Genomic DNA, 20,388 nt, shown 5'->3' on the forward strand with positions numbered 1-20,388 from the left:
CATTGGCTCAACGACCCAGGCCGGCGTGGCGGGCACGCTCGCGGATCTCTTCGCGAGAAATGCCGGCATCCGTCAGCGTGCTGTCCGGGACATGCCGCAAGCTCGCAAGCGTCTGGCGATAGGCAAGCCAACAGCCAAAACGGCGTCGAAATTCATGCAACATGATCGTCTCCTTTGGCGCGCGGAATACCCTTCGCGCGTGGTTGATCGAAAGCGCAAAGCATCCGCGCCAAGCGCCTGCGCGATCGAAAGGGTTGCGCTGGCTTCTTGGCCAGCCGAGGTGCTTCTCACTGTTCCGCCAGGCAGGATTGTCCAACACCTCCAATGCCGCATACTTGCGTGCGATGCCCGCTTCGCGCTACAGCCACGGCCGCAAGGAGTTTTTCATTTCTGCAAAATGGATATCGGCTGGGACGATCTGAGGTTGTTTCTAAACGTTGCGCGGCTGGGTGGCTTGAGCGCGGCGACGGCAACCACGCGCCTCAGCGCGGCCACCCTTGGACGACGCGTCACCGCGCTCGAAAAGCAGATCGGCGAACCGCTGTTCGTGCGTCAGCAGACCGGCTACCGGCTGACCCCGGTCGGTGAAGAACTGCTGCGGCGCGCCGAAGATGTCGAGGCAGCGATGCAGTCGCTGACCCGCTGGCGGGAGGGAAGCCTGCCCGACCGCATTGTCCGCGTCTCGGCCGGGCCATGGACCTCGGCCTTCGTTTGCGCCCATATCGGCGATATCTGGACGGTCGATGACGGCATAAGGGTGGAGTTCGTCACCACCACCGACAGGGTCGACATCGGGCGCCGTGCCGCCGACATCGGCATCCGCAGCGAGCGCCCGAACGAACAGTGGCTGGCCGGTCGCCAGAGCGGCAAGGTTGCCCACGCCATTTATTCCGGACGCCAGCTGATCAACGGCATCGCCGCCGGCTTGTTCGTCGGCGTCACCGGCGAAGGAGCAAACATTGCCTCGGCGCGCTGGCTGCAAGCCCATCATGGCGACCGCATCGCCGTGCGCGGCAACAACAGCCATTCGGTGCGCGAACTGGTGGCCGCCGGCGCCGGCCTTTCGATTTTCCCGTGCTTCGTGGGTGACAGCGATCCGCGGCTGGTTCGCGTCGCTCAGCCTATCGCCGAACTCGAAACCGACCAATGGATCGTTACCCATCACGAGGAACGTCACTCCCCGCCGGTACGAAAAGTCGCCGACCGCATTACAACCTTGATGCGGGCGCACCAGCCGCTGTTTCGCGGCAAGACGCCGATCCGGTAAGGCCAGCACGATGCCTCAGCCGCAGGAAGCCGTCAGGGTCTCGCGCTTCGCGATGTCTTCCCAGGCGTCATTTGCAGCACAATAGACAGCACAAAATCCGCGATCGCGTGGGATTTCGACGTGCGCAGCCGGATTAGACAGTAAATTCAATTAATTAACCGAAAGCCAATGGTACCGTTGGCTGGGATCGAACCAGCGACCTCCGGATCCACAATCCGGCGCTCTAACCATCTGAGCTACAACGGCACGTCTTAACGTTGGTAGCGGGATCGAGGTGGAAGGTTCATTCTCCGCGATCCGCTCTGTCGTTCGGCGATGCGTCCTTACGGGCTTATGAATTCTAATTCAAGGCTTTTGCAAAGCAAAGGCCACTTCCCCACAGCGGTGCACCTTTCGCCGGGCAAAGAAAAAGGCCGGCGGGAGGAGGTGCCGGCCTTTTCCTGTTACGAGCCAGCGGGAGGAGGTGCTGGCTGGTCACCCCGGAGGTGAAGGGAGGAGGTTCCACCCGCCGGGTATTCGCTTGACCGTCACTATCTCACATCTATTTGTCCGACAAAATGCGACCTTTTGTTGCATCCGCGGACGATGCGCAATTATTAGGCGGCCTTGATTTCCTTGATCGCCTTCTCGAAGGCGGTCTTGATCGGCTTCGAGACATCCTCGGCCGCCTTGGAGGCAACAGCCTGGAAGTCCTTGGCCTGCTCTACGGTCAGCTCGACGCGCTTGCGCAGGAAGGCGGTCTGCAGCTCGACGACTTCCGATAGCGACTTGGCGCCGATCAGGGCTTCGAGATGCGAGAAGCCGGCCTCGGCGTTGGCGCGCAGCGCCGCGATGGTCTTGAGCGACAGATCGCTGGAAACAGTCTTGGCGGTTTCGTAGGTCGATTCCAGAGCCTTCTGGGTCTCCTCGGCGCCGGTCTTGAGCTTGGCGTAGGCCTCTTTCGACTGCTCAACGCCCTTTTCGGCGAAAGCGCGCATCTGGTCGGTGGCCTTGGAAGCGTCGAAGCTCGGGAATTCAACGTTTTCGATGGTCTCGGCAGTCTTGGTCCTGGACATTTTCCATCCTTTTCAGCGGCAGCGGCTTTGACAGAAAGCCGTCTCGTTCATGTATGATGGCAATATAAAGGCAATTTTTGTGCATTGCAATATCCTTGTTGCAGTGCACAAAAAAATGTTTTCGGCCGTTAACCAAACAGCCAAAATTCAGCCTTTGCACGTTCTGGCTTGTGGACCTTCGTGGCTGCGGCTTTTATTAACAAAGCGTTAACTGCAAATTCGCCGCTCCGTGAGGGTTCGCCAAGCGCATGCCGTCCGAATATTCCTTCCTTGACGTCGCCGTACTCGACGCGGTCCGCCAGCGGTTTGCCGCCGGCGACGCGATCGCGATCCTGTCGGTCGACCTCGAGCAGGTGATCTGGGCCAATGGGCCGGGCGCCGCCATGTTCGGTTATCCCGATATCGAAGCGATCATCGGCGCCTCGGCGCGGCTGCCGCTGATCGCGCGCCGTCAGATCATGGCGACCAGCGGTTTCCCGCGGATCGGCAGCGATCGCTCGATCACGGTGCGCCTGGCGACCGGCATGACCAGCCGAGCCGTCGGCTTTCTTGCCAGTGCCGTGACGCTGCCCGATGGCGAGAATGCCATCATGCTGGCCGTGCCGGCGGCGCAGACCGGCTCGCGCAGTGCGGCCGAGATCGCCAGCCGGGCGATCAGCGGCTTGACCGAAGACGGCCATTTCATTGCCTTCATCGATGCCAAGGGCAATATCGAGGCCGCCTCGGAGGGATTTTCGGCGCTCGGCATCCAGCCCGCGACACTGGCGGCCCTGGTGGCCGACGTCGCGGCCGAGGGCGAGCGCATCGTCAAGCGCCTCGTTCCGGGCGGCAGGACCTCCTACCCCGCGGGCCTCGCCCGGCTGACACCGGAGCGGCATCTATTGGTGGTGATCGACGAGGATCAACTGGAGGACAGCGCATCCGGCGCGGCGGCCTCGGCGGACGGCTCGCCCGCGGCAACGGAAAGCCCTGCCAAGGAGATTGGCGGCACAATGGAGGCGGCGGAAACCGCCGCTGTAGAATCCGGGTCTCGGCAGGGCAATCAGCCGACGGCGGCCGAAATGGAACAGGAGCCCGCCCCTTCCGAGCCCGTCGCTGACGATATGCCGGAACGGGCAAAGCGGGAGATCGAGGAGCCGGCCGCGCCGGCACCGGTCGCCGCCGACAATGACCAACCGGCGGCGGGCACGCCGGCACAGCACGATCATTGGTATTTCAATGCCGGAGAAGACGGCGCGCCGGAACCGAAAAACTTGGCCGAGGCGGCCGGCACCGAGGCTTCGGCGGACAGCGTGAAGCAGGACGAGGTCGCCTCCCCGGCAGCTCCGACTACAGCTTCGGCCACCCGGATGATAGACCGCTCGGCGGCACCGATACGTTTTGTCTGGCGTACCGACGCCGAGGGCAAGTTCAGCGCGCTGTCACCGGAATTCGCCGATGTCGTCGGTCATCCGGCCGCCGACGTGATCGGCCGGCGCTTCAGGGATGTCGCGGCGGCTTTCGGCCTTGATGCATCCGGCGAGATCGCCGGCCTGCTGGAGCGGCGCGACACCTGGTCCGGCCGCTCGGTGCTGTGGCCCGTCGTCGGCACCGACCTGAAGGTCCCGGTCGACCTGGCGGCGTTGCCCGTCTATGGCCGCAGCCGCGCCTTCGAAGGCTTCCGCGGCTTCGGCGTCGCGCGAACCGGGGATGCGGTCGTCGATCCGGAAGCGATCGGCATGGCATTGGTGCCCAATGGCGAGATGCCGGCGGCACAGAAACCGGAGGCCGTGGAGACGCTGCCTGGGGAGCCGAAGGCTGAAGAGCCAAAGGCGTCGGATCCGTTCAAGGGCGAAGTGCCGGCGCTGACGATAGTACCTAAACCGGAGCGGCGCTTCGCCGACAAGGTCATCCGGCTGGCCGAACACCGGCAGCCGGCCAACGACAAGGGGCTGTCGACGCTGGAACGTAGCGCGTTCCGCGAGATCGGCGAGCGTCTGAAGAAAGAAAGTTCCACGGCAGAGCCGCCGGCGGCCGAACCAGCCGAGCCGGCAAGGCAAGCGGAACCAGGTGCCGGAACAGGCTCTTTGCCGGAGCCGCACGACGCGACCAAACCCGCGACTGTTGCGAAACCGCCGGTGGACATCGCCACCCCGGATGCCGAGCCAACAAATTCGACCCAGGAACCAGTGACCGGCCGGGCGCATGAGATGGCAGCGCCCGATGCTGAAGACGAGCCGGGTGCGGGCGAACCTTCCCCGGGCGATGCCGAGGATCAGAGGGATCTGGCGCGGCTCGACGGTGCGCAGCCGGACCAGGTCGAACAACAGGCGCCGAGCTCCGTGTCCCCGCCGAGGGCTTCGGGCTCCCTGCTCGACTATGCCGATAAGGAGGACGAGCCTGCCCATACCGCCGACGGCAGCGACGAGGCGTCAGCGCCCGAGGCACAGGAGATAATCGGGGATGGCGAGGCGGCAGCGCAGGCAGGACCCGCCAAGGCACCGCCGGCCGATGACGACAGCATGACGTCAGACGATTTTCGCGACGCCGAGGACGATGAGGACTGGGCCGGCGAGCAAGCGACTGCATCCGGCGAGGAAACGATTGCGACCACCGGCGGAACCGGCGGCAGGCATGAGGCGACCGAGACATTTGCCGAGCGGCCGCGCCTGCAAGTGCCGCCGCTCAAAACCGAAGGGTTCATGCCGTCGGCTTTTTCCGCCGGCACCGAAAACAAGACGCCGGATACATCACTGCTCGGCAAGCTGCCGGTGCCGCTCATCATCCATTCGGGCGACCAGCTGCACTATGCAAACGAGGAATTCCTCGACCTGACCGGGTACGCGACACTGGAGGACCTGGAGGATGCGGGCGGCCTCGGCGCTCTGTTTGCCGACCCTTATGCCGATGACGACGCCTCCGACGGCAGCGACCGGGCGCTGCGGCTGAAGACGCGCGACGGAAAGGAATTCCCTATCGATGCCATCCTGCGCTCCGTGCCCTGGCGCGACGGCAAGGCCCTGATGCTGGTCGTGCGCCGCTCCGGCGAGGATGATGCGCCTGTGGCCCTGCACGTGATCGGCGAGGAGCCAACGCAGCCCGATATTTCCGAGCTCAAGGCACGCATCGCCGAGATGCGCACCATCATCGACACCGCCACAGACGGGGTCGTGCTGATCGGCAGCGACGGCACCATCCGTTCGATCAGCCGCCCGGCCGAAGCGCTGTTCGGTTTCGACAGCGACGAGGTGACCGGCAAGCCGTTCGCCTCGCTGTTTGCGATCGAGAGCCAGCGCGCGGCGCGCGACTATCTCACCGGCCTGTTGGAGCCTGGCGTGGCGAGCGTCTTGAATGATGGCCGCGAGGTGATCGGCCGCGAAGCACAGGGGCGCTTCATCCCGCTGTTCATGACCATCGGCCGGCTGCCCAACGACAGCGGCTTCTGCGCCGTGGTACGCGACATCACGCAGTGGAAGCGAGCCGAGGAGGACCTCACCCAGGCGCGTGCGGTGGCCGAACGCGCTTCCTCGCAGAAGACCGATTTCCTCGCCCGCATCAGCCACGAGATTCGCACGCCGCTCAACGCCATCATCGGTTTTTCCGAACTGATGGTCGACGAGAAGTTCGGGCCGGTCGCCAATGACCGCTACCGCGACTATCTGCGCGACATCAACCGCTCGGGCAACCACGTGCTCGATCTGGTCAATGACCTCCTGGACATCTCGAAGATCGAGGCCGGCCAGCAGGAAATGGCTTATGAGGCGGTGTCGCTCAACGATACGCTGGCCGAAACCGTGGCGATGATGCAGCCGCAGGCCAACCGCGAACGGGTCATCATCCGCTCCAGCTTCGCCTCGCGGCTGCCGGAAGTGGTGGCCGACCTGCGCAGCGTGCGCCAGATCGCGCTCAACATCCTGTCCAACGCCGTCCGCTATACCCAGGCCGGCGGCCAGGTGATCGTCTCGACCGCCTACGAGACCTCAGGCGACGTCGTCATGCGGGTGCGTGACACCGGCATCGGCATGAGCCAGTCCGAGATCGAGCAGGCGCTGAAGCCATTCAAGCAAATCAACGCCCTGAAGCGCGGGCGCGGCGACGGCACCGGCCTTGGCCTGCCGCTGACCAAGGCGATGGTGGAAGCCAACCGCGCCCGCTTCACTATCAATTCGACGCCCGGCGAAGGCACGCTGGTGGAGGTTGCATTCCCCTCGACCAGGGTGCTGGCGGAGTAGAAGGTCCAAAAGAAAAAGGCGTCCAAAGGACGCCTTAAGAGATGAGATTGCTGTCACAACGGGGGCTTGAGCTGAATTCAGATCCTCGGGGGCTGAGGAACGGGATTTCTCCCTCAAGTTACATGCGACTATCGACGCCGGGCCTTAACAAGTCCTTACCGGGTCGCCAAAAAATTTACGAATGTGTACCACTCGTGAAATCTAGGTAAATTCGCGCGACATATTTCGTTAACCGGTCACTCGGCGAGCTGCGGCAGGTTCCTGAACAGTTCCAGCGCTTCCGGGTTGGCGAGCGCTTCCCTATTTTTGATGGCACGACCATGCACGACGTCGCGCACGGCGAGTTCGGTGATCTTGCCCGACTTGGTGCGGGGGATATCCGATACGGCGACGATCCTGGCCGGAACGTGGCGAGGGCTGGCGCCGCTGCGTATCTTGGCGCGGATGCGTTTTTCCAGGTCCTCGTCCAATTGGACACCCGCGGCCAGGCGCACGAACAGCACGACGCGCACGTCATTGTCGAAATCCTGGCCGATGCACAGCGCTTCCAGGATTTCCGGCATCTGTTCGACCTGATTATAGATTTCCGCCGTGCCGATGCGCACGCCACCTGGATTGAGCGTCGCGTCCGAGCGGCCGTGGATGACCATGCCACCATGATCCGTCCATTCGGCGAAATCGCCATGACACCAGACATTGTCGAAACGCTCGAAATAGGCCGCCTGGTATTTCTTGCCGTCGGGATCGTTCCAGAAGCCGATCGGCATGGACGGGAAAGCCCTGGTGCAAACCAGTTCTCCCTTCTCCTGCCTGACCGGCTTGCCGTCATCGTCCCAGACATCGACGGCGAGGCCGAGGCCCGGCCCCTGGATCTCCCCGGTCCAGACCGGCTCGATCGGCACGCCGAGAACGAAGCAGGAGACGATGTCCGTGCCTCCGGAAACCGAGGCCAGATGCACGTCCTTCTTGATGCCTTCATAGACGAAGCGGAAATCCTCGGGCGAAAGCGGCGACCCGGTGGAGGAGATGGCGCGCACCGCCGACAGATCATGGCTGCGGATCGGCTTGAGGCCGGCCTTGCGCACGGAATCGATGAACTTGGCCGAGGTGCCGAAGAAGGTCATCTTCTCGGCATCGGCGAAATCGAACAGCACGTTGCCGTCGGGGTGGAAGGGAGAGCCGTCATAAAGCAGCAGCGTGGCGCCGGAGGCCAGACCCGATACCAGCCAGTTCCACATCATCCAGCCGCAGGTGGTGAAATAGAAGAAGCGGTCGCCGTCGCCGAGGCCGGCATGCAGCCGGTGTTCCTTGACATGCTGGATCAGCGTGCCGCCGGCCGAATGGACGATGCATTTGGGAATGCCGGTGGTGCCGGACGAAAACAGGATGTAGAGCGGATGCGAAAATGGCAGCCGCTCGAAGATGACGGATTTGACGGCGAAGGGCGACAGCGCCTCCTCCATCGCCACCGCCTTGTCGATGGTATCAGCAACATCGGCGGAGGTGCCGAGATAGTCGACGAGCAGGACCTTGCGGACGCTGCCGAGCTTGGCCGCGACCGCCTTGACCTTGTCGGCGACCTCGATCGCCTTGCCATTGTACCAATAGCCGTCCGGCGCGATGAAGATGACAGGTTCGATCTGGCCGAACCGGTCGAGCACGCCCTGCTCGCCGAAATCGGGAGAACAGGATGACCACACCGCACCGATCGAGGCGGCGGCCAGCATGGCGGCGACGGTTTCGGGCATGTTGGGTATCATCGCAGCGATACGGTCACCCTTCTTCACCTTGAGCGAAAGGAAGAGCTGCTGCAGGCGCGAGACCAGGCCATGCAGTTCGTTCCACGACAGCCGCCTCTCGACCTTGTCCTCGCCGCGGAAGACGATTGCCTCGCCGGCACCGGTTTTTTTCAGAAGGTTCTCGGCGAAATTCAGCGACGCGTCGGGGAAGAAAGAAGCGCCGGGCATCTTCTCGCCATCGAGCAGCAGTCGTTCGCCTTTGTCGCCTTCAAGACCGCAGAAATCCCAGACAAGATCCCAGAAAGATTCCCGGTTCTCGACCGACCAGCGGTGAAGATCGGCGTAGGATGAAAATGGACTGCCGGTATTCGCTGCCGCAACCTTCATGAAGGCGGTCAAGGGCGAGGCATCAATTTGGTCTTGCGTCGGGGTCCAGAGCGGTACTTCGCCAGCCATGATCGATCCTCCCACGGTCGTCATCGCTTATGCATATCGCAGCGTAGCAGAGCAAGATTTTGTTGGGCTGACGCGGTCAGGTGTGCGCAAATGCCATCGCCGGGCCATAAAGACTTGAAATGCGTCAGCCCTAAGTCGTAGTGACGACAGGGGTTACACCCGTCGGACGATCGTTTTTGTCGGAATGGAAGCATACGGGGCTATATGCCATCATCCTTGATCCGCCGCGGAGTATGGGCGATCGGCGCTGCCGCGATCGTCATCGCTCTGGTGGTCGCGGCCCTGCCGCTGATTGCCTCGACGCGGATCGTGCGTGACCGCATCGCCTGGGAATTGAGCGCCTGGAGCGGCTTTCGGGTTGCCATCGAGGGGTCGCCGCGCATCGAGGTCTGGCCGAAATTCCGCGCGATCCTGACCGATGTGACGCTGTCGAAGTGGACGGATGCCGATGCGCCGCCGGTCGTCGAAGCCGAACGGGTCGAGGTCGACCTCTCGGCCATGGCGGCATTGCAGGGCGATGTGGTGTTTTCCACGGCACGGCTGGTGCGACCGACGATCCGGGTCCAACGCACGGCTGGCGGGCTATTCCTGCCCACGGCGCCGACCGGCGGGCGCATCGCGCGCTCCATCGACGCGGCCCGTGGCCTGGTCAACGCGGACCCCGCCAAGCCCGACCTGGACAAGCTGCCGGACGACACTTTCGGAACCGTGGAGTTCAGGGATGGCCGCATGGTGGCGTCCGTCAAAGGCAAGGATGTGGAGATCCTGAGCAGTCTTAGCGGCCAGGCTACTTGGGCGGCGATGAACAGCAATGCGACATTGTCCGCGACCGGGATCTGGCGCGGCGAAAGCGTGACCGTGGATGCCGCCTCGCCGAGACCCCTGGTGCTGTTTGCCGGGGGCATGGCACCCCTCACTTTGTCCTTCAAGGCAGCGCCCGCCACCTTCTCCTTCGACGGCACGGCCAACATGTCCGAAAAAGCCTATTTCGATGGCCAGGTGAAATTCGCGGCGCCCTCGCTGCGCCGCGTGCTGGAATGGTCGCAGGCCGGCATCGCGCCGAGCGCGGCGATCGGCTCGGTCAGCATTTCGAGCAAGGTCACGGCGTCGGCCGGCCGCGTCAAATTTGAAAACACGGCGCTGGCGCTGGACAACAACCCGGGCATGGGCGCGCTGGACCTGTCGCTTGGCGAGACGCAACCGGTGATCTCGGGCACACTTGCCTTCGACACGCTCGACCTCAGGTCGTTTCTGTCCGCCTTCACGTCGCTGGGACCGGCGAGCAGCGGCGAGCCAGGTCAGGTCGACACGAGTTTCGCCGATCGGGTCAATCTAGATCTCAGGCTGTCGGCGGCCCGTGCCACGGCGGGGAGTATCCAGCTTGCCGATGTCGCGGCCACCGCCCAGGTCAAGGACGGTCTTTCCGTCTTCGACATCTCCGACGCCTCGGCTTTTGGCGGCAACATCCAGACCAGCCTTCGTTTCGACCGTAAACCCGAGGGCACCCAGGTCGAGATCCGGCTGCTGGCCTCCGACGTCGATGGCGGCGCGTTTGGTACCGCGGCCGGGATGACCCGGCTGGTGCCGGTCGGCACCGGCACCGTTTCGGTCATCCTCAAGGGACCGGGAAGGACCTGGGATTCGATCTTTGAAAACGCCGACGGCTCGGTCTCGGCGACCTTCGGCCCTGGCGCGCTCAGCAAGTTCAACCTGCCGGCCTTTCTCAAGCATACCGAACAAGGCGGCTTCTTCGCGCTCGACGATGTCTCGGACGGGACGCTGCCCATCGATGGCGCCGAAGTGAAGGCAACCATTTCAAGAGGCGTGGCGAGACTCGACAAGGCTGAGGCCAATTCGGCGAAATACAAGATCTGGCTTTCCGGCATCGCATCCTACGCAGGACGCGGGCTGGCGCTGTCGGGCGGCGTCATCCAGCCGGATCAGCCAGCAACGCAAAAGAACGGCCAGCAGGGGCCTAACCAGTCGTCGTTTTTCGTCGGCGGAACGTGGAGCACGCCGTTCATTTCACCCATCAGCCGTGGCGTTTCGGGCGAATAACGCCTTGCGCCTGAAGCGCCGCTCCTAACCGCGTTGCGCGGCCCGCTCGTCAAGCTGCCGCTGCACCTCGCGCCGCTTGTTGGCGACCGAAGCGATGATCACGCCAACCGTGACGATCGCGATCAGGAGGGTGCAGGCGGCATTGATCTCCGGCGTCACGCCGAGGCGGACCTGGCTGTAGATCTTCATCGGCAGCGTGGTGGCGCCAGGGCCCGAAGCAAAGCTGGCGATGACCAGGTCGTCCAGTGACAGCGTGAAGGCAAGCATCCAGCCGGACACGATCGCCGGCAGAATGACTGGCAGCGTGATCTGGAAGAAGGTCTTCACCGGCGGTGCACCAAGATCCATGGCGGCTTCTTCCAGCGAGCGATCGAAGCTGACAAGCCGCGACTGCACGACGACCGCGACAAAGCACATTGTGAAGGTGATATGCGCGAGGATCACGGTCGTCATGCCGCGATCCATGCCGATGGCGACAAACAGCAGGAGCAGCGACAGGCCGGTAATGACGTCAGGCATGACCAATGGTGCGAAGATCATGCCGGAGAACAGGACCCTGCCCCGGAAGCGTGTGTAGCGGGTCAGCGCCAGGGCCCCCATGGTGCCGAGAACCGTGGCCACCGTCGCTGAAATCAGACCGACGCGGATGGTCACCCACGCGGCGTCCATCAGGCCCTGATTGTGGAACAGCGATACGTACCATTTGGTGGAAAAGCCGCCCCAGACGGTGACGAGCTTGGACTCGTTGAAGGAGAAGACGACGAGCAGCACGATCGGCAGATAGAGAAAGGCAAAACCGAGCGTGATCGAGGTGATGTTGAAGCGGCTCCAGGTGGTGTTCATTTGTCCTGCTCCTGCGCGCGGGCCTGGGCATGCTGGAACAAGACGATCGGTACGATCAGCAGCAACAGCAGGATGACGGCAACGGCCGACGACACCGGCCAGTCACGATTGGCGAAGAACTCGTTCCACAGCGTTTTGCCGATCATCAACGTCTGCGAGCCGCCGAGCAGGTCGGGGATGACGAATTCGCCGACGGCCGGGATGAACACCAGCAGGCAGCCGGCAATGACGCCGGGCAGCGACAGCGGAAAGGTGATCTTCCAGAAGGCAGCGGTCGGCGGACAGCCGAGATCCTTGGCCGCCTCGATCAGGGAGTAGTCCATCTTTTCCAGCGACGAATAAAGCGGTAGCACCATGAACGGCAGGTAGGAATAAACGATGCCGATGAAGATGGCCGTGTAGGTGTTGAGGATCACCAGCGGCTGATTGATGATGTGCAGCGACAAGAGCAACTGGTTGAGCAGGCCCTCGGGCTTCAGGATACCGATCCAGGCATAGACGCGGATCAGGAACGACGTCCAGAACGGCAGGATGACCAGCATCAGCAATGTCGGGCGGATCGTGGCCGGAGCGCGCGCCATGCCATAGGCGATGGGATAGCCAACCAGCAAGGTCAGCCCCGTGGAGATGGCAGCGATGACGACGCTGGTGAGGTAGGCCTTGAAATAGAGTGCGTCCTGCGTCAGCCAGACATAATTGTCGAAGTTGAGGTCGCGAAAACCGGCGAAGAAACCGGAAACGCCGTCCCTGAAATCAAGCACCGGCGTATAGGGCGGCATGGCGATAGCCGTCTGCGACAGCGAGATCTTGAAGACGATGACGAAGGGGACGAGAAAGAAGAACAGCAGCCAGAGATAGGGAACGATGATGACGAGCCGGCTGACGAAGCCGGCACCCAAACGCGTCAGGAACGGATTGGCGGCAGTCGATGGCGCGGCGGCATCGGCGACGGCGGTATTGGACATGCCCGCCCCCTACCGTGCCAGCACGACGCCGGCGTCGGGCCGGAAGGACACCCAGGCACGGTCGTTCCAGGTCAGCGGATCCTCGGTCACACGAGCCGCGTTCAGGGCGCTTGCCCGCACGATCTGCCCGTCGTCCAGCCTGACGTGATAGACGGTCATGTCGCCGAGATAGGCGATGTCGTAAACCTCGCCCTCCAGCGCGTTGACGGCATCGGCCGGCTTCTTCGACGAAACCCTGATCTTTTCCGGCCTGATGGCGAAGATGATGTCGGTGCCTGTTGCGGCGGCGCCATTCTCGACGACGATCTGGGCTCCGGTCGCGCCGGTGATGCGTGTTGTCTTGTCGGCGCGCTCGGCAACCTTGCCCTCGAACATATTCACGTTGCCGACGAAATGAGCGACGAAGCGCGACGTCGGAGCCTCGTAAACCTCCGCCGGTGTCGCAACCTGCATCACCTCGCCCTTGTCCATGATGGCGATGCGATCGGCCATCGTCATCGCCTCTTCCTGGTCATGGGTGACGACGACGAAGGTGAGACCAAGCTCCTGCTGCAGATCCATCAGTTCGAACTGGGTTTCCTCGCGCAGTTTCTTGTCGAGCGCGCCGAGCGGCTCGTCGAGCAGCAGCACCTTCGGTCGCTTGGCGACCGAGCGGGCAAGCGCGACGCGCTGGCGCTGGCCGCCGGAGAGCTGGTGCGGCTTGCGCTTGGCGAACTGCTCGAGCTTGACCAACTTCAGCATGTCGGCGACGCGCTTTTCGATATCGGGCTTCGGCATGCCTTCCTGCCTGAGGCCGAAGGCGATGTTGTTCTCGACCGTCATATGCGGGAACAGGGCATAGGACTGGAACATCATGTTGACCGGCCGGCGATAGGGCGGAATGCCGCGCAGATCCTGACCATCGAGCAGGATGCGACCGGCTGTCGGTTCCTCGAAGCCGGCAAGCATCCTGAGCAGCGTCGACTTTCCGCAACCCGAGGCGCCGAGCAGCGCGAAGAATTCACGCTCGAAAATGGCCAACGACAGATTGTTGACAGCGGTGAAGTCACCGAACCTCTTGGTGACGCCGTCGAACTGAATATATGGCTTGGCCTTCGGGTCGTTCCATGGCGCGAAGTCCCTGCGGATGCTGCCAAGCGATTTCATATCCCCACTCCGTACTTTTTATTCCCCAAAAGAAATCGACCCCGGCAGTTGGCTGCCGGGGTCGCGTCGGATTGCCTACTGGCCGGTGACGATCTTGGTCCAGCTGCGCGTGACGATGCGCTGCGTCTTGGGATCGTAGGGCTGGACGGTATAGAGCTTCTGCAAGGACGCGGCGTCCGGATAGACCGAGGGATCGTCGAGCAGCGCCTTGTCGACGAACTGCTGCGATGCCTTGTTGCCGTTGGCATAAAGGACATAGTTCGACGATTTGGCGATCACTTCCGGCGTCATCATGTAGTTGATGAATTCAAGCGCCTCGGCGACATGCGGCGCATCGGCGGGGATCGCCATCTGATCGAACCACATCTGGGCGCCTTCCTTTGGGACGGAATAGCCAATCTCCACCCCTTGCTTGGCCTCGACCGCGCGGTTGCGAGCCTGGAACACGTCACCCGACCAGCCGACCGCCAGGCAGATGTCGCCATTGGCAAGTGCGTTGATGTATTCGGACGAGTGGAACTTCCTGATGTAGGGACGGATCTTGAGAAGAGCTTCCTCGGCCTTGGCAATGTCGTCAGGCGAGGTGCTGTTGGGGTCCAGACCGAGATATTTCAGCGCCGCCGGCAGGATGTCGGACGGAGAATCCAGAACATAGACGCCGCAATCCTTCAATTTGGCCAGGCTGTCCGGGTTGAAGAAGGTATCCCAGCTGTCGATCTTGTCGGTGCCGAGCGCTGCCTGCACTTTCTTGGTGTTGTAACCGATGCCGACCGTGCCCCACATGTAATTGACCGAGTATTCGTTGCCGGGGTCGTATTGGGCGGTGCGCTCCGTAACCGTATCCCACATGTTGGAGAGGTTCGGCAGCTTCGATTTATCGAGCTTCTGGAACACACCGGCCTGTATCTGGCGGGCCAGGAAATGGCCGCTCGGCACGACGACGTCGTAGCCGCTGCCGCCGGCGAGCAGTTTGGTTTCGAGGATTTCGTTGGAATCGAAGGTGTCGTAGACGACCTTGATACCGGTCTTCTTGGTGAAATCGTCGATGATCGAACTGTCGATATAATCCGACCAGTTGAAGACGTTGACGACGCGGTCCGCAGCGTGACCGGCGGGCGTCAAAAGCGCCAGAAATACCGAGGTTGCCGAAAGCCAGAGCGCTTTGCGGATCATGCTATTCTCCTTTGGTGAGTGTTCCATTGCCGGCGCGTCGCGACATGCTCGCGCTGCCGGGCATTTTGCTTCAGACTATTGAGCTTTCCAGGGGCCGACAAGCGCCATCCGGCACGCCGCCTGCGGCAACCCGGTCGTTCGGGGCGGGAAGGAATTGCGGTGCCGTCAGAAGCTTTCGCCGCCGCGCGGAGAGAGATACAAGAATGTGGTCCGGTCTCGATCGAGCCGCCGGGGAGACTTGGCAAGATAAGCCTGTCTTGTTGTTGCCGTAGTCCCAGCCTGCCCGGGCGGCAGCGACATTGTCAATGGGCAAAGCTTCGGCGCCGACATCAATTAGGCGAAGGCACTCCGGTGACCCCAGCCCGCTGCGGCCGCGCCTGGCGCTTGAATTCGAGCCCAATATGGACAAGCAGCGCCGTGACCACCACCGCGCCGCCGACCATGGTGCGCCCGGACGGCACCTCGGAATGGATGAGCCAGACCCATATCGGCCCCAGGATCGGCTCGAACGTGCCGAGCAGTGCCGCGATCGCCGCCGGGATCAGGCGCGCGCCGGTGGCGAAGAAAGCAAGGCCAAGGCCGAGATTGACCACGCCGAAGACGAAGAGAAAGCACATGTCACCGGCCGACACCATGAAGGTCGAAGCTTGCGAGGCAGCCAAGCCCGCCGCCAGGATCGTGCCGAGACAGGTCGCCGGCGTCATGCGCACGCTGGAGAAGCGCCGGGTGATGACGGTGGCGATCGAGAACATGAACGCGATCAGCAGCGCAAGTCCATCGCCTATGGGCGAGACGGCACCATCCAGTGATTCCGACACCATGACGGCTACGCCGGCGATGACGGCGGCAATGGCCATCCAGGTTGCAATGGTTACTCTTTCGCGAAACAGTGCCCAGGCAAACAAGGCCGCCAGGAGCGGCACGCCGGCCTGCATCAAGAGGATGTTGGCGACGGTGGTATAGGCAAGCGCCACGACGAACGAGGTCGAGGCAATGGCGAAGCAGAATCCCACGGCAATGCCTGGCAAGCCCATGTCCTGGAATGACTTCACCATGCCGCGCCAGCCGTCACGCCAGACCATGAAGCAGAGCAGGAAGGCAGCGGCCCAAACGGAACGCCAGAAAATAACCGTCCAGCTGTCACCGGCGCTGATGAAGCGAGCGATGGTGCCGCCGAAACTCCACATCAGCGCCGACAGGAAGACCAGAAGCATGCCGACGCGTTCCTCGCGCGGCGAGACTGTCGAGGTAGCAAGGCCGGTCGATGCAGCAAGGGTCGGAGATGATGCTGTGTCTGTCATGGGCGCGACTGTCGAGCTTTTGTGGACGGGACGATGCGCAAGGGACGACAAAAAACTACTCTGTTCACGTAACGCAAAGACTTAAGCCGCGGGTGATCCAGAGACCGGCGACGATTGTGGCACCTTTGCCGCAGCGTTACTGAAAGTCGAACGCGCTCAGGCCGGTCACCATCTCGTCGAGTCCGAGGGGTCGCGTCACCGGCGGCTCGGCGCGCGCCAGGCAGCCGACGCGCTCGCAAAGCCGGCAGGCCGGGCCGACAGGCGTCGCCGCGACAGTGCCTGCCCCCACCTTCGCGCCGACTGCCGCGCCAGGCAGCACCGCGCCATAGACGATGTCGTCGCGAAAGCCGATGTCGCAGCCGAGCAGCAGTGCCGTGCGGCGCGGGCGTTCGGAGAATGCGCCTTGCGGCCCCTCCAGCGTGCGGGCGATGCACAGGAACTCGGCGCCATCAGGCATTTCCACCGCCTCGACGAAGACCTGACCGGGCTGGGTGAAGGCGACATGCACCGGAAGCTTGGGACAGCCTCCGCCAAAGCGGCTTTGCGGAAAGCCCTGGCTGCCGGCCTTGCGAAAGCGGTTTCCGGCATTGTCGACCTCGAGCATGAAGAAAGGCACGCCGGAAGCACCTGGCCGCTGCAGCATGGTCAGCCGGTTTGCCGCCTGCTCGAAGGAGACGCCAAAGCGCGAGCGCAGGACTTCGATATCGTAGCGTGAGCGAACGGCCGCCGCGTGAAAAGGCTGATAAGGCATCATCAGCGCGTGGGCGGCATAGCGGCCGAGTTCGAAGCGGGCAAGGCGGCGCGCCTCGTCCGTGGCCAGCCTCAGCGCCTGGATCTCGCCGGCGATCGCGACCGTCATGCGGATCAGGCAGGCCTCCATCGCGACTTCACGCAACTGGTCGAATGGTGACAGGCGCTCGGACAGGAACAGGCGCTGCGAGTGGCGGTCGTAGCGGCGGCGCCAGTTCGGCATGGTGGCGACCGGCAGAACCTTGACCACGATGCCGTATTCGCGCTTCAGCCATGCCTTCAATGCCCCAAGCAAGTCGTCGCCGGGATCAAGCACCGACGTGAACGCCTCGGCCTCTTCCTCGAGCGAGGAAAAATGATTCGGCCGCCGCTCGAAAATCTCGCGCACCTCGTCGATCGGCAAGCGGGCGCCGGAGAGCGCTGTCGTCCGACCCTCGCGTGCCAGAAGCTCGTTGATGTCGGACAGCCGCTCGGCCTGCTCGCGATAGGCGCGGAACAGTTTTATCACTCCGGCGGAGGCATTGGGCGCCGCCTCGGCAAGCTCGATCAGTTCCTGATCTCCCGGCAGTTCGCCAACCAGCAGCGGATCGGTGAACACCTCCCTCAGGGCAGCGACCGATCCCCTTGCCTCGCCCTGAAGCTCGTGCGGATCGACCTTGTAGACTGAGGCCAGCTTCAGGATCAGCTGCACAGTCAGCGGCCGCTGGTTGCGCTCGATCAGGTTGAGATAGGACGGCGAGATGCCGAGCCCCTCGGCCATTGCCGTCTGGGTCAGGCCCTTGGCGTTGCGGATGCGGCGAATACGCGGCCCGGCGAAAATCTTCTGATCAGCCATCGACCATCCTTGACAGGAATTTACATGACATCAGCCGCGATCCCCAGCCTGCTTGTCTTTACAGGATTGACAAATTTACAGCGCCTCCCTGTCAAACGCAACACAGATTTTCCCTTATGTTCGGTGAGGTTTTCTGATTTTTCTGGCTCATTTTGCATCGCAATGTAAATTCAGTCACATAGAAATACTCCCGACAACTGGCGCGCGGACGTCGTGCAGAAACCTTCGGAGCGACCAATGACTGATTTTTACAACCTCGTCCCATCGGCGCCTGAAGGCCGCTTCGACGGCATTGAGCGTCCCTATTCGCTGGAGGATGTGAAGCGGCTGCGAGGTTCGGTGCAGATCAGGCAGAGCCTTGCCGAAATGGGTGCCAACCGGCTGTGGAAGCTCATCCACGAGGAGGACTTCGTCAACGCATTGGGCGCCATGTCCGGCAACCAGGCGATGCAGCAGGTGCGCGCCGGGCTGAAGGCGATCTATCTGTCGGGCTGGCAGGTCGCCGCCGACGCGAACACCGCCTCGGCGATGTATCCGGACCAGTCGCTCTATCCAGCCAATGCGGCGCCCGAACTGGTCAAGCGCATCAACCGCACGCTGCAGCGCGCCGACCAGATCGAGACCTCCGAAGGCAACGGGCTCTCTGTCGACACCTGGTTCGCGCCGATCGTTGCCGACGCGGAAGCCGGCTTCGGCGGCCCGCTCAACGCCTTCGAGATCATGAAGGCGTTCATCGAGGCGGGTGCCGCCGGCGTCCACTATGAGGACCAGCTGGCGTCGGAGAAGAAGTGCGGCCATCTCGGCGGCAAGGTGCTGATCCCGACCGCGGCGCATATCCGCAACCTCAACGCCGCGCGGCTCGCGGCCGACGTGATGGCCACGCCCACCCTGGTCGTGGCGCGCACCGACGCGGAAGCGGCAAAGCTGCTCACCTCCGATATCGATGAGCGCGACCAGCCCTTTGTCGACTATGATGCCGGCCGTACGGTGGAAGGCTTCTACCAGGTCAGGAACGGCATCGAGCCTTGTATCGCACGGGCCGTTGCCTATGCGCCCCACGCCGACCTGATCTGGTGCGAGACCTCGAAGCCCGACCTGGCGCAGGCCAGGAAATTCGCGGAGGGGGTGCGCAGGCACCATCCAGGCAAGCTGCTCGCCTATAATTGCTCGCCGTCGTTCAACTGGAAGAAGAACCTCGATGACGCGACGATCGCCAAGTTCCAGCGGGAACTGGGCGCCATGGGTTACAAGTTCCAGTTCATTACGCTGGCCGGCTTCCACCAGCTCAACTACGGCATGTTCGAACTCGCCCGCGGCTACAGGGCGCGGCAGATGTCGGCCTATTCCGAGTTGCAGGAAGCGGAATTCGCGGCGGAGGCCAATGGCTATACCGCGACCAAGCACCAGCGTGAGGTCGGCACCGGCTATTTCGATGCCGTCTCGATGGCGATCACCGGGGGCCGGTCATCGACCACCGCCATGCATGAGTCGACCGAGCACGCGCAGTTCAAGCCGGCGGCGGAGTGAGTTCGCCAAAAAAGACGACCAACAGAGGAAACGCCCGAGAGGGCAAGGACATAGGAGACGACCAATGGCATCGATAAGCCGCGTCAAGGAACGGGCAGAAGAGCAATCGACCACGATGAGCGTCGACCAGCAGGCGACGATCCGCATGCTGGCCAACGATCTGCACAGGCTCAACCAGTCGGTGATGAAGGCGGTGGAGGCGGGCGTCTCGGTGGAGCTCGTGCGCTCCGCAAGGCATCATGGCGGTGACGGCAATTGGGGTGACCTTTTGATCCCGGTCATCGTCACGCAGCAGAGCCATGGCTGATCCGAAATCGTCCAGGCGGCCCTTTCACCTGCGCAATGAATGCGCAGGTGAATTTTATTTTTACGCAACCAAGCCATGGACAGAGCAGTACAGTACTGTTGCTTTGAATCCACTGTTGTGGGGGACGCCTCCAGGTTCTTTTATTTAAACTTGACAAGGGTGCGATCTCACGCCAATTGTCGCCCAGATTTCAACTCTGCATTGAAATGGGGGCGAACTTCTTGGCCGACTTGGGTGCCCAGTGAACCGCGAGGGCGAGACCGCAAAACATGTGAATCTGGGGACCCGGGATTCAAGCACCGACACGATCCGCGATCTCTCGCGGGTGCTTGTTGTCGGGAAATCGCCGATCAACCGGGTCGTCGTATCGAAGATCGTCGAACGGTCCGGGCTCAGACCAATCTCGGAACCGCCTGATATCGCAGCGAAAACCTTGCGGACGCTGGTGCCGGGAGCGATCGTCCTCGATGGTGGCCCCGACAACAAGGACTGCGACAATCTGATGCCCGGCATCGAAATATTGCGCCGGACCTCGGGCAAATCGCTTCCTCCCGTGATCCTGCTTTCAACCAAGAATGGCACGCCGGAGAGCCTTGGCCTGGCGAATGTCGTCGACGTGGTGGTGGCAAAGCCGATCACGCCCGAACGCCTGCAACTGGTGATCGATCGCCTGATCAACCGCTGAGGCAATTCCGGGAAAGTCGTGCCGCGGTTTTCCGCCCGGATTTATTCAGAAAGCAAATAATCGCAGTCGC

Annotated in this window: 16 protein-coding genes and 1 tRNA gene; 7 read left to right on the forward strand and 10 right to left on the reverse strand. The window is 62.6% G+C overall.

What is annotated here, in order from left to right; translation table 11 throughout:
* Nucleotides 1-7 precede the first annotated feature (7 nt).
* Nucleotides 8-163 (reverse strand): DUF1127 domain-containing protein, encoded by a 156-nt coding sequence (locus O7B34_RS01685; protein WP_337144634.1) that lies wholly within the window; start codon nt 161-163, stop codon nt 8-10.
* Here O7B34_RS01685 and O7B34_RS01690 point away from each other — a divergent pair.
* Nucleotides 162-422, forward strand: coding sequence for a hypothetical protein (locus O7B34_RS01690; RefSeq protein ID WP_337144635.1), 261 nt, complete (start codon nt 162-164; stop codon nt 420-422). The genes O7B34_RS01685 and O7B34_RS01690 overlap by 2 nt on opposite strands.
* A gap of 32 nt (nt 423-454) precedes the next feature.
* On the forward strand, nt 455-1,267 hold the full coding sequence (locus tag O7B34_RS01695) for a LysR family transcriptional regulator (protein WP_337144636.1): 813 nt from the start codon (nt 455-457) through the stop codon (nt 1,265-1,267).
* A 169-nt stretch (nt 1,268-1,436) separates the two neighbouring features.
* Here O7B34_RS01695 and O7B34_RS01700 read toward each other — a convergent pair.
* Together O7B34_RS01700 and O7B34_RS01705 are read right to left on the reverse strand one after the other, a co-directional pair.
* A tRNA-His gene (locus tag O7B34_RS01700) sits at nt 1,437-1,513 on the reverse strand.
* A 350-nt stretch (nt 1,514-1,863) separates the two neighbouring features.
* Nucleotides 1,864-2,322: a phasin gene (locus tag O7B34_RS01705; protein ID WP_027144815.1), complete on the reverse strand. Its 459-nt coding sequence runs from the start codon at nt 2,320-2,322 to the stop codon at nt 1,864-1,866.
* 248 nt (nt 2,323-2,570) lie between these two features.
* Between O7B34_RS01705 and O7B34_RS01710 the strand changes: the two genes are divergently transcribed.
* Entirely contained in the window at nt 2,571-6,533 is a 3,963-nt protein-coding gene (locus O7B34_RS01710) for a PAS domain S-box protein (RefSeq protein WP_337144637.1), read from the forward strand.
* Nucleotides 6,534-6,769: 236 nt separating this feature from the next.
* On the opposite strand, the gene O7B34_RS01715 is transcribed toward O7B34_RS01710, so the two are convergent.
* Complete coding sequence (locus tag O7B34_RS01715; protein ID WP_337144638.1) at nt 6,770-8,728, reverse strand: acetoacetate--CoA ligase; 1,959 nt, start codon at nt 8,726-8,728, stop codon at nt 6,770-6,772.
* 204 nt (nt 8,729-8,932) lie between these two features.
* Here O7B34_RS01715 and O7B34_RS01720 point away from each other — a divergent pair, with 204 nt between their 5' ends.
* Nucleotides 8,933-10,786, forward strand: a complete 1,854-nt coding sequence (locus O7B34_RS01720; RefSeq protein WP_337144639.1) for an AsmA family protein — start codon at nt 8,933-8,935, stop codon at nt 10,784-10,786.
* Between the two features lie 24 nt (nt 10,787-10,810).
* Here O7B34_RS01720 and O7B34_RS01725 read toward each other — a convergent pair whose 3' ends face one another.
* From O7B34_RS01725 to O7B34_RS01750, 6 genes are all read right to left on the reverse strand, one after another.
* Complete coding sequence (locus O7B34_RS01725) at nt 10,811-11,629, reverse strand: ABC transporter permease (protein ID WP_015316315.1); 819 nt, start codon at nt 11,627-11,629, stop codon at nt 10,811-10,813.
* Nucleotides 11,626-12,594 carry an ABC transporter permease subunit gene (locus tag O7B34_RS01730; RefSeq protein WP_027144810.1) on the reverse strand — a complete coding sequence of 323 codons (969 nt, stop codon included), beginning with the start codon at nt 12,592-12,594 and terminating at the stop codon, nt 11,626-11,628. Before O7B34_RS01730 ends, O7B34_RS01725 begins: the two co-directional genes overlap by 4 nt.
* 9 nt (nt 12,595-12,603) lie before the next feature.
* A complete protein-coding gene (locus O7B34_RS01735; protein ID WP_337144640.1) occupies nt 12,604-13,740 on the reverse strand; it encodes an ABC transporter ATP-binding protein in 1,137 nt (378 codons plus the stop codon).
* 75 nt (nt 13,741-13,815) lie between these two features.
* Nucleotides 13,816-14,913: a polyamine ABC transporter substrate-binding protein gene (locus O7B34_RS01740; protein WP_337144641.1), complete on the reverse strand. Its 1,098-nt coding sequence runs from the start codon at nt 14,911-14,913 to the stop codon at nt 13,816-13,818.
* A gap of 329 nt (nt 14,914-15,242) precedes the next feature.
* Entirely contained in the window at nt 15,243-16,214 is a 972-nt protein-coding gene (locus tag O7B34_RS01745; RefSeq protein ID WP_337144642.1) for a DMT family transporter, read from the reverse strand.
* Nucleotides 16,215-16,350: 136 nt separating this feature from the next.
* A complete protein-coding gene (locus O7B34_RS01750) occupies nt 16,351-17,799 on the reverse strand; it encodes a helix-turn-helix domain-containing protein (protein ID WP_337144643.1) in 1,449 nt (482 codons plus the stop codon).
* 237 nt (nt 17,800-18,036) lie between these two features.
* On the opposite strand from O7B34_RS01750, the gene aceA reads away from it, so the two are divergent.
* From aceA to O7B34_RS01765, 3 genes are all read left to right on the forward strand, one after another.
* Nucleotides 18,037-19,326, forward strand: coding sequence for an isocitrate lyase (gene aceA / locus O7B34_RS01755; protein ID WP_337144644.1), 1,290 nt, complete (start codon nt 18,037-18,039; stop codon nt 19,324-19,326).
* 64 nt (nt 19,327-19,390) lie between these two features.
* Nucleotides 19,391-19,633 (forward strand): SMc00767 family acetate metabolism repressor, encoded by a 243-nt coding sequence (locus tag O7B34_RS01760; RefSeq protein ID WP_006202762.1) that lies wholly within the window; start codon nt 19,391-19,393, stop codon nt 19,631-19,633.
* 271 nt (nt 19,634-19,904) lie between these two features.
* Nucleotides 19,905-20,318: a response regulator gene (locus tag O7B34_RS01765; RefSeq protein WP_337144645.1), complete on the forward strand. Its 414-nt coding sequence runs from the start codon at nt 19,905-19,907 to the stop codon at nt 20,316-20,318.
* Nucleotides 20,319-20,388 lie beyond the last annotated feature (70 nt).

This window comes from Mesorhizobium sp. Cs1299R1N3 (genome assembly GCF_037179625.1).
In the GTDB taxonomy this organism is placed as follows: Bacteria; Pseudomonadota; Alphaproteobacteria; order Rhizobiales; family Rhizobiaceae; genus Mesorhizobium; species Mesorhizobium salmacidum.

Bases quoted from the DNA above. Each gene is read 5' to 3' on its own strand.
- O7B34_RS01690 (WP_337144635.1), top strand. From the start codon at position 162: ATGATCGTCTCCTTTGGCGCGCGGAATACCCTTCGCGCGTGGTTGATC.
- O7B34_RS01685 (WP_337144634.1), bottom strand. From the start codon at position 163: ATGTTGCATGAATTTCGACGCCGTTTTGGCTGTTGGCTTGCCTATCGC.
- O7B34_RS01705 (WP_027144815.1), bottom strand. From the start codon at position 2,322: ATGTCCAGGACCAAGACTGCCGAGACCATCGAAAACGTTGAATTCCCG.
- O7B34_RS01710 (WP_337144637.1), top strand. From the start codon at position 2,571: ATGCCGTCCGAATATTCCTTCCTTGACGTCGCCGTACTCGACGCGGTC.
- O7B34_RS01715 (WP_337144638.1), bottom strand. From the start codon at position 8,728: ATGGCTGGCGAAGTACCGCTCTGGACCCCGACGCAAGACCAAATTGAT.
- O7B34_RS01720 (WP_337144639.1), top strand. From the start codon at position 8,933: ATGCCATCATCCTTGATCCGCCGCGGAGTATGGGCGATCGGCGCTGCC.
- O7B34_RS01725 (WP_015316315.1), bottom strand. From the start codon at position 11,629: ATGAACACCACCTGGAGCCGCTTCAACATCACCTCGATCACGCTCGGT.
- O7B34_RS01730 (WP_027144810.1), bottom strand. From the start codon at position 12,594: ATGTCCAATACCGCCGTCGCCGATGCCGCCGCGCCATCGACTGCCGCC.
- O7B34_RS01735 (WP_337144640.1), bottom strand. From the start codon at position 13,740: ATGAAATCGCTTGGCAGCATCCGCAGGGACTTCGCGCCATGGAACGAC.
- O7B34_RS01740 (WP_337144641.1), bottom strand. From the start codon at position 14,913: ATGATCCGCAAAGCGCTCTGGCTTTCGGCAACCTCGGTATTTCTGGCG.
- O7B34_RS01745 (WP_337144642.1), bottom strand. From the start codon at position 16,214: ATGACAGACACAGCATCATCTCCGACCCTTGCTGCATCGACCGGCCTT.
- O7B34_RS01750 (WP_337144643.1), bottom strand. From the start codon at position 17,799: ATGGCTGATCAGAAGATTTTCGCCGGGCCGCGTATTCGCCGCATCCGC.
- aceA (WP_337144644.1), top strand. From the start codon at position 18,037: ATGACTGATTTTTACAACCTCGTCCCATCGGCGCCTGAAGGCCGCTTC.
- O7B34_RS01760 (WP_006202762.1), top strand. From the start codon at position 19,391: ATGGCATCGATAAGCCGCGTCAAGGAACGGGCAGAAGAGCAATCGACC.